A 12,471-nucleotide genomic window follows, 5' to 3' on the forward strand; every position below is an offset into this window, starting at 1 on the left:
ACGATGACCTCTTCACCCCTCGCACCGGCCTGGCTCTCGCTGCCCGCCGATGTTAACGACCTGCGTTCGGTTCAATGGGCAGCCGGTGTGGCCCGGTCCGAGGGGGGTGAGCTCGCCGTTCAGGGCATCAAGGTTTCCGATCTGGCTCGCGAGTTCGGCACTCCGCTCTTTGTGTTGGACGAGGATGACTTCCGCGCCCGGGCTCGCGGCTTCAAGGAAGCCTTTGACGCTGCCTTCGAGTCAATCTGCGGGGGAGTGGATGTCTACTACGCTGGCAAGGCGTTTTTGAGCACCGAGGTGGCCCGCTGGGTCACCGCCGAGGGACTGCGCCTGGACACCTGTTCCGGTGGCGAAATGGCCGTCGCCCGCGTAGCAAAGGTTCCGCCGGCCAACCTGTCGCTGCACGGGAACAACAAGTCCGTGACGGAGATTCGTACAGCGCTCGAAGCCGACCTCGGACGCATCGTGGTGGACTCACTCGATGAGCTGGAGCGCGTGGCCCTGCTGGCCCGCGAAACCGGCAAGCGTGCCAACGTGATGTTGCGCCTGACCCCCGGTGTGCACGCCAGCACCCATGAATTCATCGCCACCGCCCATGAGGATCAGAAGTTTGGGCTCTCGATGGTGCAGCTCGGTCAGGATGCTTCTCCGGCCACGACCGCCGTCGACTTTGCCCTGGGGCACCCGGAGCTGAACCTGCTGGGCCTGCACGCCCACATCGGCTCGCAGATCTTCGAGGCCGAAGGCTTCGCCCTGGTGGCACAGAAGATGCTGACGTTCATGGCCGGGATCAAGGCTGCGCACGGCATCGAGCTGCCCGAGCTGGATTTGGGTGGCGGCTACGGCATCGCCTACACCGAGGCCGACACCCCGCGTGAACCTGCCTTATTGGCGGCGGCCATGGCCGAGGTGGTTGCTGCTACCGCGGCCGAGCTGGGGCTTAAGGTGCCACGCATCTCCATCGAACCCGGTCGCGCCATCGCCGGCCCCACCACTTTCACCCTCTACGAGGCCGGGGTGCGCAAGAGCGTTGCGGTGGAAACCGCGGATGGCACCTTAGCGCCGCGCCGCTACGTCTCGGTGGACGGCGGCATGAGTGATAACGCTCGCCCGGTGCTTTATGACGCCGATTACACGGCGGTGCTGGCCAGCCGTGTGACGGAAAGTGAACCGATTATTTCACGTGTGGTTGGTAAACACTGCGAGTCCGGTGACATAGTCGTACGGGACGTTTACCTGCCCGAGGATGTTGCAGCCGGCGACCTTTTGGCCGTTCCGGGAACCGGGGCGTATTGCTGGGCACTGTCCAGTAATTACAACTACCTGGGCCGTCCGGCCGTGGTGGCTGTCCGCAATGGCGCCGCCCGCGCCATCATCCGCAGGGAAACCGAAGCAGACTTGTTGGCCCGCGATTTGGGAGCATAGTAAAACACGTGAAAACACTGAAGGTGGCCCTGCTCGGCTGCGGCAATGTGGGGTCCGAAGTGGCCCGCATCCTGCTCGCCGATGCACCGGTGCTGGCCGATCGCGCCGGAGCAAATCTTGAACTCAGCGGTATTGCCGTGCGCAATCTGGAGACCAAGCGCGATGCGCAGATTCCTGCCGCGTTATTCACCACCGACGCTCAGTCGCTGGTTGATGGGGCAGACATTGTCATCGAGTTGCTTGGCGGCCTGGAGCCGGCCGGCGAGCTGATTGCCCGGGCCCTGTCCAATGGCGCCTCGGTCATCACCGGCAACAAGGCGCTGCTGGCGGCCCGCGGTGCCGAACTCAACGCTCTGGCCATCAAGCACGGTGCGCAGCTGCGTTACGAAGCTGCCGTCGCCGGAGCCATCCCGATCCTTCGCCCGATCTCCGATTCGCTCTCCGGAGACCGGATCACCAAGATCATGGGCATCGTCAACGGCACCACGAACTTCATCCTCGACGCCATGGACACTACCGGTGCCGCGTTTGACGACGTGCTCGCCCAGGCGCAGGCATTGGGTTATGCCGAGGCCGACCCGACGGCCGACGTTGAGGGTCACGACGCAGCAGCGAAGGCCACGATCCTTGCCTCGCTGGCCTTCCACACCGACTTTGACTTGGCCGATGTTCACTGCGAGGGCATCACCAAGATCACCGCCGCGGATGTCACTGCCGCGAAAGACGCGGGCATGGTCATCAAATTGCTGGCGATCGCCGAACGCTCGGCGGACGGCATTGGTGTGCGTGTGCACCCGACCCTATTGCGCCGTAACCACCCGCTGGCAGCCGTCCACGGTGCGTTTAATGCGGTGTTTGTTGAGGCAGAAAATGCCGGTGAGCTGATGTTCTACGGTGCCGGCGCCGGTGGCGCTCCCACCGCTTCGGCCGTCATGGGCGACACCGTCGCCGTGGCCCGCCGCGTGGTCTCCGGAGGTCCGCTGCCCGCCGTGGCGGCTCAGCAGCCGAACACCGCGCTGTCCTTTGAGCAGATCACCACCAGCTATGCGATCGGTTTGCGCGTCTCGGATGAACCCGGTGTACTCGCAGCCATCGCTGCGATCTTCGCCGCGAACTCCGTCTCCATTGAGGCCCTGCGCCAAAGTGGAAGCGATAGCGTCGATGGTGGATCGGCGATGCTGCGCATCGTTACCCACCGCTCCACCGAATCAGCGTTGGCCGCTACCGTGGCCGCCGTCGCATCGTTGGATGCCGTCCAAGAAGTTACATCTGTCCTGCGAGTTGAAGGAAACTAAGTGGCCCACCAGTGGCGCGGAGTCATCCGCGAATATGCCGATCGCCTGCCCGTTGACGAAAACACCAAGGTCATCACCTTGGGTGAAGGCGGTACACCGCTGGTGTTCGCCCCGGCCCTGAGCGAACTCACCGGCTCGGAGGTCTACCTCAAGGTTGAGGGGATGAACCCGACCGGGTCCTTCAAGGACCGTGGCATGACCATGGCGATGACCGCAGCGGTCGCCGCCGGAGCCAAGGCAGTGGTGTGTGCCTCCACGGGCAACACCTCGGCCTCCGCTGCCGCCTACGCCACCCAGGCAGGGCTCAAATGCGCGGTGTTGGTCCCGGACGGCAAGATTTCCATGGGTAAGCTCTCCCAGGCGATCGCCCACGGTGCGGAACTGCTTCAGGTTGATGGCAACTTCGATAACTGCCTCGAGGTCGCCCGCAAGCTGAGCGAGAACTACCCGGTCTTCCTGGTGAACTCGGTGAACCCGGCACGCATTGAGGGTCAGAAGACCGGTGCCTTTGAGGTCGTCGATTACCTGGGCGATGCTCCGGATTACCATGTGTTGCCCGTGGGCAACGCCGGAAACATCACCGCCTACTGGAAGGGCTACAAGGAGTACTGCTCCGAGTACACCAACCAGGCCGGCGAGAAGCTCGCCCCGGTATCCACCAAGACCCCCATCATGTGGGGCTTCCAAGCCGCCGGTGCCGCACCGATCGTTTTGGGCCACCCGGTCACCGAACCCGACACCATCGCCACCGCGATCCGCATCGGTAACCCTGCCTCCTGGAAGCAGGCCGAAGAGGCCCGCGACGAATCCGGTGGCATCATCGACTCGGTAACCGACGAGCAGATTCTTGCGGCTCACCGCTGGCTCTCCTCACGTGAAGGCGTCTTTGTGGAACCGGGCTCCGCCGCGGGCGTTGCCGGGCTCATAAAGCAACACGCCGCGGGCAACGTGCCGGCCGGCAAGAAGATCGTCATCACCGTGACGGGTCATGGACTCAAGGACCCGGACTGGGCCCTGAAGACCGAAGACGGCTCGCCCGTCGCCCCCACCAAGGTTGAGTTTGACGTGGTCTCGGTGGCTTCGGCCCTCGGCCTGTCCTAAGTACTCACCCACACCGGAAATAAGGAATACACAGACCCTCATGGCGCAGATCCAAGCCGGACAGTCGATTGCCGTGCACGTACCGGCCACCAGTGCCAATCTGGGCCCGGGCTTCGACGTGTTAGGACTTGCCCTTTCGGTGTGGGACACCCTGGTGGTGCATACCGTGGCCGAACCCGGCGTCAGTGTGGCCATCACCGGGGAGGGTTCGAAAACGCTGCCGACCGATGAAACGCACCTGATCGCCAAGACGATCCTCGAGCGTTGGGCCGAACTTGGCTTTACTCCGGCGGGTCTGCGCATTGAGGCGAGAAACAACATCCCGCATGGTCGTGGCATGGGCTCCAGCGCCGCGGCCATGGTCAGCGCGTTGGCCGCCGCCGATGCCCTCCTTCCCGCTGCGAGCCGTGGCGGTACCGAAGAAATCTTCCAGGCCGCTTCGCGCTGGGAGGGTCATCCAGACAACGTGGCACCGGCGGTCTACGGCGGGCTGACGCTCTCCTGGACCACGGATTCCGGATTCGGCACGGTACAGGGTGTATTGCATCCGGACATCGTTCCGGTGCTCGCCATTCCCGACATCGAGCTATCCACCGAGGCCGCGCGTGGGCTGTTGCCGGCCACGGTGCCGCACGCGGTGGCCGCGGCCAATGGGGGACGGGTGGGGTTGCTGATTCACGCCCTGGCTCACGACCCCGCATCCCTGATGGTCGGTACGCAGGATTTCCTGCACCAGGGCTTTAGGGCGCCGGCCATGGCACCCAGTGCCGAACTCATCGAGCACGTGCGTGCCGCCGGTTACGCCGCGGTGGTCTCCGGTGCCGGACCCACGGTGATGATTTTGTGCGCGGGGCAGCAGCAAGCCCGCGAGGCCGCCGATGTTGTATCGGCCTTTGCCGCAGACCGTTCCGGGCCCAACTGGCGTGTCCAAATTGAATCGGTAGCGCCAACGGGTGTTAGAGTAGAAGTGCTTTAGCACCCGCTTGAAAAGAATCCTCCGGTTATATGTGGATGATTCACCGCGTTTCGTGCAGCCATCGATCTCCTCCCCTCGCTTTTGGCGGGCGGATCTTGGGGGCTTCGATCATCACAAACCATTTTTGCTGGGTCTGCTGGCACACCCACACCATCCGATGGACTCCGTCAACCTTGTTGGTGAATCGATCCCTTGGTGTGTCTCATGATCGACCGAAGCATCTGCCCTGATATTTGGGGCTGTGCACGGCCGAACCTTTCTCTCGCATCTGACGCGGGATAAAGGAGTAGTCAATCGTTGCGGATCTCTCTGATGCGATCCGCCCGACGAGGGGGAAGGAACCTTCGTGACCGAAACCACCAGCCTGACTGCAGGCGTGGAAGAAAACAACGCATCCAAGGGCGGCGGACTTGCCGGCCTGAAGCTTGCACAATTGCAGGTACTTGCGTCCCAGCTGGGTATTACCGGCGGGTCGAGGATGCGCAAGAATGATCTTGTCAGCGCGATCTCCAGCCACCAGCGCGGGGGCTCCGTCGCAGACCGCGACGCAGCCAAGGCCAAGGCGGAGCCCAAGGTTGAGGCTGTCGCCGCTACCGAAGCTGCTCCCGAAGCCAAGGCCCCGGCCAAGGCAAAAACCGCACCGAAGACCGGCAACCGCCGCTCATCGAGCGCAGCAGCAACCAAGACCGAAACCGAAGCAGTTGCCGCACCGGTAGCTGCCGAGGCCAAGGCCGAAGCACCCGCTCGTCGCTCCCGCAGCCGCCGCGCCGACTCCAGCGGAACCGTGGCCCCGGCCACCGAGACCGTTGCTGCACCGGAACTGGCAGCAGCCCAGGCACCCGCCGTGGAGGAACGCGCACCGCGACGTAACACCCGCTCGCGCCGTGCCGATTCCAATGGCAACGCACCGGTAGCCACCGAAGCACCCGCGGAATCTGCTCCCGTAGCAGTGGCCGAGGCCCCCGCCGCCGAAGCCACCGAATCAGGCAGCCAGAACAACGAGGCACGCGCCGAACGTTCCGAACGCCCGGAGCGCAGCGAGCGTAACCGCAATCGTCGTGATCGCAACCGTAACCGTCGCGAGAACAACAACAACGAGTCGAACGACACCGTTGAAGCCGTCGAGGCTCCGGTCCAGGCGCAGGCTCAGGCTCAGGCACAGGACGAAAAGTCTGCCGAGAACCGTGGCGAAGAGCGTAACCGCGATTCCTCCGAGGAGCGCAACACTAACCGCCGCGAGTCCGCCGAAGAGCGCAACGCCAACCGCCGCGAGCGCAACCGTGAACGCAATGAGCGCAACCGCGAACGCAATGCGAACCGCAATGACCGTGGCAACGACCGCGGTGAGCGCAATGACCGTTCCGAGCGCAACGATCGTAATGACCGTAACGCCAACAACCGTCGCGGCCGTGGCCGTAACCAGCCCGATGTAGATGACACCGAGCTGAATGACTCCGACGTCTTGCTGCCGGTCGCCGGCATCTTGGACGTGCTGGATAACTACGCCTTCATCCGCACCTCCGGTTACCTTGCCGGTCCCTCGGACGTTTACGTCACGCTGAACCAGGTCAAGAAGTACAACCTGCGCAAGGGCGATGCCGTGGTGGGCGCCATCCGCGCACCGCGTGAAAACGAGAACGCGTCCTCACGTGCCAAGTTCAACGCGCTGGTCAAGCTCACCGCGATCAACGGCAAGAACCCGGAGGAGAACACCAACCGCGTTGACTTCTCCAAGCTGGTTCCGCTGTACCCGACCGAGCGTCTGCGTCTGGAAACGGATCCGAAGCTCATCGGCCCGCGTGTTATTGACCTCGTGGCCCCGATCGGTAAGGGCCAGCGTGGCCTGATCGTTTCCCCGCCGAAGGCCGGTAAGACGCTGATCTTGCAGTCCATCGCCAACGCCATCACCACCAATAACCCCGAGGTTCACCTCATGATGGTTTTGGTTGACGAGCGTCCCGAGGAAGTCACCGACATGCAGCGCACCGTGAAGGGTGAGGTTATTGCCTCGACCTTCGACCGGCCTGCCGATGACCACACCACCGTGGCCGAGCTCGCCATCGAGCGCGCCAAGCGCCTGGTGGAAATGGGCATGGACGTGGTGGTCCTCTTGGACTCGATGACCCGTTTGGGACGTGCCTACAACCTGGCTGCCCCGGCTTCGGGCCGTATCCTTTCCGGTGGTGTCGATTCCTCGGCACTGTACCCGCCCAAGCGTTTCTTCGGTGCTGCTCGCAACATCGAAAACGGCGGCTCGCTGACCATTCTGGCCACCGCGCTGGTGGAAACCGGCTCCAAGATGGACGAAGTCATCTTCGAGGAGTTCAAGGGCACCGGCAACATGGAGCTTCGCCTTTCCCGCCAGCTGGCGGACAAGCGCATCTTCCCGGCCGTTGATGTTAACGCCTCGGGTACTCGCCGCGAAGAGAAGTTGCTCTCGCCCGACGAGGTCAAGATCATGTGGCGCCTGCGCCGCGTGCTCTCGGGCCTCGACACCCAGCAGGCGCTGGAGACCCTCACCGGCAAGATCCGTGAGACGGCCTCGAACGCCGAGTTCCTGATGGTCATCAACAAGACCACGCTGGGTTCCAAGAACGACGCCTAGCTGCCCTATACGCCCAGTTTCACCATGTCCGGACACCCGGACCGGTGGAGCTGGGCGTTGGTCGTTAAGCCCCCACGATCCCTTTTCGTTCCCTACACTGGGAACCACAGTCGTAGTGAAAGAAGTTCAACCATGTTTGAGTCCGTACAGGGACTACTCGATGAGCACGCAGCCCTTCAGGCCCGCCTCTCGGATCCCGCCGTTTACCAAGATCAGTCCGTCGCCCGGAAGTTGGGGCGCCGCTCCGCGGAGCTCAACGGCATTGTTGAGGCGCACAAGCGCTGGAAGCAGGCCACCGAGGACCTGGAAACCGCGCAGGAAATGGCCGATGAGGACCCCGACTTCGCCGCCGAGGTTGAAGAGCTGAACGAGAAGCTGCCGGTGCTTGAGGAAAAGCTGCGCCGGCTGCTGATCCCGCGAGATCCCAACGACGCGCGCGACGTGATCCTCGAGGTCAAGGGTGGCGAGGGTGGCGACGAGGCAGCACTGTTCGCCGCCGACCTGTTGCGCATGTACACCCGCTACGCGGAGACCAAGGGCTGGAAGACCGAGCTGATCTCGTTTAACGAATCCGACCTCGGCGGCTACAAGGATGCCCAGATGGCCATCAAGGGTAAGTCGAGTGACCCGGCCCAGGGCGTGTACGCGCACCTGAAGTTTGAGGGTGGAGTGCACCGCGTGCAGCGCGTTCCGCAGACCGAGTCCCAGGGCCGCATTCACACCTCCGCCGCGGGTGTTTTGATCCTGCCCGAGGTTGATGAGCCCGAAGAAGTCGACATCCACCCGAATGACCTGAAGGTCGATGTTTACCGTTCCTCGGGTCCCGGTGGCCAGTCCGTGAACACCACCGACTCCGCGGTGCGCCTGACTCACATCCCCACCGGCATCGTGGTGGCCATGCAGAATGAGAAGTCGCAGATTCAGAACCGTGAAGCCGCCATGCGCGTGCTGCGTTCACGTCTGTTGGCTCACCAGCAGGCCATCATCGACGCGGAGAACTCCGATATCCGCAAGTCGCAGGTGCGCACCATGGACCGCTCCGAGCGCATCCGTACCTACAACTACCCGGAAAACCGGATTGCCGATCACCGCACCGGCTACAAGGCCTACAACCTTGACCACGTGATGAACGGTGAGCTGGATCCGTTGATCAACTCCTGCATCGAGATGGATGAGCAGCAGCGTCTTGACGCCATCGGCGGGGACAAGGAGTAGCTCCACCGTGACCCACACACCTTCCGGCGCGACGCTGGCGCAGGTGCTGGCCACCGCCACCGCGGTGCTTGAGGCCGCGGATGTCCCCTCACCGAAGGTTGATGCCGAGCTGTTGGCTGCCCACGTGTTGGGGGTCAGCCGCGGCCGATTGGCCACCATGGTGATGCTGGGGGAGTCGTTCTCCGAATCCGATGCTCCGGCCTTTGCACAGCTGATAGCGTCGCGGGCAAAGCGCATCCCGCTGCAGCACCTCACCCAGGTGGCCTACTTCAGGTACCTCGACCTGTTTGTGGGCCCGGGTGTTTTTGTGCCGCGCCCGGAGACCGAGTCGGTCGTGCAGCTGGCCATCGACGTGGCAGCAACTCTGACGAACCCGCTGATGGTAGATCTGGGCACCGGATCCGGAGCCATCGCCGGTTCGCTGGCGCACGAGGTCCCCGGTGCCCAGGTGTATGCGGTGGAGCTGTCCGAGCAGGCCTACGCCTACGCGGCGCGCAATCTGGAGCCGCTGGGGGTCACCTTGGTGCGTGGGGATCTCACCGATGCTCTGCCCGAACTTGATGGACGCTGTGATGTGGTGGTGTCCAATCCGCCTTACATCCCGGCCAACGCCGTGCCGCGGGAACCCGAAGCCCGGGACCACGACCCGGCGATGGCCCTGTACGGCGGCGGGGAAGACGGCATGGTGCTGCCACGGGCGGCTGCCGCTTCGGCTGCTCGGCTCTTGCACCCCGGTGGGTACTTCGTGATGGAACATGCCGAGGTCCAGGCCCCGGCGATGGCGGCGATGTTTAGGGCCACCGGTCACTGGGAGAATGTGAAGACTCATCAAGACCTGAACGGACGCGACCGTGCCACCAGTGGCGTCCGCCGCTGAATATCCCACCAGACATGGAAGAATGATCACGTGACTTCACGTTTTGACGCCCACGACAGCATTGACCTCGAAGCAGGGCTCGAGGCGGCGCGCACGGCACTTGCGGCTAACCGCTGCATTGTCATGCCCACTGACACCGTTTATGGCATTGCCGCCGATGCATTTTCCGCCCAGGCCGTTGCCACGCTGCTGGCAGCCAAGGGCCGCGGCCGCTCGATGCCGCCACCGGTGCTGATGCCGGCGATGGCTACGATGGACGGTCTGGCGACCGATGTGCCATTGGTCGCTCGGAACCTCGCAGAGAAGTTCTGGCCCGGTGCCCTCACCCTGATTCTGCCGGCCCAACCGTCGCTCACCTGGGATTTGGGGGAGACCCGCGGAACGGTGGCGCTTCGGGTCCCGGACGATGAGGTGGCCCGCGCCCTGCTACGCACCACCGGCCCCTTGGCCGTTTCTTCGGCTAATCGCACCGGTCACCCGGCGGCAGCAACCGCCGCCGAAGCCTTTGACCAGCTCGGAGAATCCGTGGAGGTTTATCTAGAGGCCGGGCCGCGCCCCGTCTCCGGTGAGGCCCTGAGCTCCACCATCATCGACTGCACGCTCACCCCGCCGCGCGTGGTGCGTGCCGGTGCGCTGAGCCTGGAGCAACTGCGAACCGTGGCCCCGGAACTCCTGGATATCGATGGCCACTCAGCGATCGACGAAGGCGAAGACGCTGTCGTGCCCACTGACGCTGCCGAGATCGCCGAAGCTACCGACGTTGCGGATGCCGCCGAGCTCGGTGAGGACGTTCAGACGACAGAACCCGTAGAGACTGCCGCACCAGAACTGGCTCTTGAGATCGACGCCGATGCCGAAAGCACTCCCGGCACCTCCGCTGCACAGCAGGAGGACACGAATGGAGTAACGCCCGGGGAGTCTCCCCGCGAATCATGAGAAGTTATCTGCTGCTGATCGGGATCGCCTTCATGACCTCGTATCTGCTCACTCCGGTCATGCGTGTTGTGGGCTCGAGGTTAATGCCGCAGCAACCGGTGCGCGCTCGTGACTTCCATCAGGTCCCGACTCCGAAGCTCGGTGGTGTGGCCATTGTTGGTGGGCTGTACCTCGGGATCGGTGTCGCCTCGCAGATCCCGTTCTTCCACGGGATCTTCAAATCCGCTGAACCGATCCGCGGGGTCCTGATAGGTCTGGGCATCATCTTGGTGATGGGGATCCTCGATGACCTGATTGATCTGCGGTGGTGGATCAAGCTCATCGGACAAATAGCGGTGGGCCTGGTCATTGTCCAACACGGAATCTTGCTCAAGGCACTTCCCGTCGGCTCGCTACACATAGATTCCCCGGTGCTGCAGGTTGTTGTCACGGTGCTGGTCATCGTGGGAACCATGAACGCCATCAACTTTGTTGACGGGCTCGACGGACTCGCCGCCGGCATCTCTGCGATCGGCGCAGCAACCTTCTTTGTATACAGTTACCTGCTTGCTACCCGCGTCAGCGACGAGGATTACTCCAACTTCTCCGCCCTGATGTGTGCTGTTCTGCTGGGTGCAACACTGGGTTTCCTGCCGCACAATTTTCAGCCAGCGTCCATCTTTATGGGGGAGACCGGGGTGCTGGCCATCGGCCTGCTATTTGCGGTTTCCACCTTGGCCGTCACGGGCGATGTGCTGGGTGAGGACGCCTTCCGTTTCCGGAATGTTCCAGCGTTTATGCCGGTGATTCTCCCGGTCGCCGTCATAGTGCTGCCATATCTTGATTTGCTGCTCTCGATTATCAGGCGCAGTGCCAAGCGGAAGTCCCCCTTCAGTGCTGACCGTGGCCATATCCATCACCGCCTCGTCGATCTGGGTCACAGTCCTCGAGCGGTAGTTCTGATCCTGTATATGTGGGCCGCTCTGGTCGCCTCAGGGGTGGTAGTTATTTCCCTGGCAGATCGTAGAATTGCCATTCCCCTATATATTGCTGCGTTTATTTTGGTGACGTTGATCACGTGGATGCCGATGCTCGAGCGGGCTCGGGCCCGGGCTAAGCGCAAGGCCGCGCGTTAGCTTTTATCCGTTAGCCCAACCCGAGGACTCCTCAAGTGGGCCCCTCCTTCTATCTCGTGTAGAATTCAAGTTGCCTCCTTGCGGGGCTCGCTCATATCTATCCTTCATGACAGTCAGGACGACCTGCTATTTTGGTCGCTTCTGTATACAAGGGAACTGGGATTTCATGATCAAGCCGGAACGCGGCTCAAGAACCAACGGTGCGCTTGTCGCAGCGTCGGCTCCGCGCTCCCCTTGGATGGGGATTCTGAAGACCTGCACGGCCTACACCGCTGGTGCCGGACTCGTTCTCTCCCTTGCCGCATGGCCGATTCTGAGTGGGGTAATCGCCGGTTCCTTGGCCTTCGGGTGCGCATTGATTGTCGTTTTCTTCGGCGTCAGCCTCCTTGTTGCCGAATTTGCCGGGAGATATCGCGCCAGCTGGGCGCTTCCCGCCTTCTTGTTCATGTATATGGCCAAGATCTTAGGCATGGGTTTTCTGGTGCTCTTTGCTTCGTTGCCATCATGGGTGCTTGCGCCCTACTTCATGTGGGGCGCCATTGGTTCCCTCGTGTTGTGGCAGTTTGGCGAGATCCGCGCCTTTTCCCGGGCACGGCTACCCATTTTTAATGACGACGATCCATCGCCTTCCGATTCTTCGGGAGGCAAGCGTGGATAACTCTGAACCAGACCGCTCGTTAGAGCCGAAGTTTGCCTCAGTGCGAGAGTACGCCAACTACATTATTGGCGGGTTCATCGCGTGGGGTTTGATAGGCTGGGGTCTGGATCTCTTGCTGGATACTCGCTGGATTGTTTTCCTCGGTGCGCTCTTAGGTGCAACGGCCGGATACTTTCTCGCTCGCCACCATTTACGGCATCGAAGCCGTGGGTTGCCGCCAAGTGATGAGATCGACCATTAGAACTTCACACGGTGAATGGCGCCCTGC

General features: G+C 62.7%; 10 protein-coding genes. All 10 read left to right on the forward strand.

The annotated features are described in order from the left end of the window. Positions 1–3: 3 nt before the first annotated feature. The 10 genes from lysA (at position 4) to HED64_RS07110 (ending at position 12,203) form a co-directional block, all read left to right on the forward strand. Positions 4–1,425, forward strand: a complete 1,422-nt coding sequence (lysA, locus tag HED64_RS07065) for a diaminopimelate decarboxylase (RefSeq protein ID WP_168151352.1) — start codon at positions 4–6, stop codon at positions 1,423–1,425. 8 nt (positions 1,426–1,433) lie between these two features. Further along, positions 1,434–2,720, forward strand: coding sequence for a homoserine dehydrogenase (locus tag HED64_RS07070; protein WP_168151353.1), 1,287 nt, complete (start codon positions 1,434–1,436; stop codon positions 2,718–2,720). Beyond that, positions 2,721–3,821 (forward strand): threonine synthase, encoded by a 1,101-nt coding sequence (gene thrC, locus HED64_RS07075; RefSeq protein ID WP_168151354.1) that lies wholly within the window; start codon positions 2,721–2,723, stop codon positions 3,819–3,821. Between the two features lie 40 nt (positions 3,822–3,861). Further along, complete coding sequence (thrB, locus tag HED64_RS07080; protein WP_168151355.1) at positions 3,862–4,797, forward strand: homoserine kinase; 936 nt, start codon at positions 3,862–3,864, stop codon at positions 4,795–4,797. 346 nt (positions 4,798–5,143) lie between these two features. Further along, the gene (rho, locus tag HED64_RS07085; RefSeq protein ID WP_168151356.1) at positions 5,144–7,402 is read left to right on the forward strand and encodes a transcription termination factor Rho; all 2,259 of its coding nucleotides are present in this window, start codon (positions 5,144–5,146) and stop codon (positions 7,400–7,402) included. 132 nt (positions 7,403–7,534) lie between these two features. Then, positions 7,535–8,617, forward strand: a complete 1,083-nt coding sequence (gene prfA, locus HED64_RS07090; protein WP_132358342.1) for a peptide chain release factor 1 — start codon at positions 7,535–7,537, stop codon at positions 8,615–8,617. A 7-nt stretch (positions 8,618–8,624) separates the two neighbouring features. Beyond that, the gene (prmC, locus tag HED64_RS07095; RefSeq protein ID WP_342590668.1) at positions 8,625–9,494 is read left to right on the forward strand and encodes a peptide chain release factor N(5)-glutamine methyltransferase; all 870 of its coding nucleotides are present in this window, start codon (positions 8,625–8,627) and stop codon (positions 9,492–9,494) included. Between the two features lie 30 nt (positions 9,495–9,524). Then, the gene (locus HED64_RS07100; protein ID WP_168151358.1) at positions 9,525–10,430 is read left to right on the forward strand and encodes an L-threonylcarbamoyladenylate synthase; all 906 of its coding nucleotides are present in this window, start codon (positions 9,525–9,527) and stop codon (positions 10,428–10,430) included. Next, complete coding sequence (locus HED64_RS07105; RefSeq protein WP_168151359.1) at positions 10,427–11,545, forward strand: MraY family glycosyltransferase; 1,119 nt, start codon at positions 10,427–10,429, stop codon at positions 11,543–11,545. The genes HED64_RS07100 and HED64_RS07105 overlap by 4 nt, the downstream gene beginning before the upstream one ends. A gap of 166 nt (positions 11,546–11,711) precedes the next feature. Further along, positions 11,712–12,203 (forward strand): hypothetical protein, encoded by a 492-nt coding sequence (locus HED64_RS07110; protein ID WP_168151360.1) that lies wholly within the window; start codon positions 11,712–11,714, stop codon positions 12,201–12,203. Positions 12,204–12,471 lie beyond the last annotated feature (268 nt).

The sequence above is a fragment of the Paeniglutamicibacter terrestris genome (assembly GCF_012271785.1).
GTDB classification, from domain to species: domain Bacteria; phylum Actinomycetota; class Actinomycetes; order Actinomycetales; family Micrococcaceae; genus Paeniglutamicibacter; species Paeniglutamicibacter terrestris.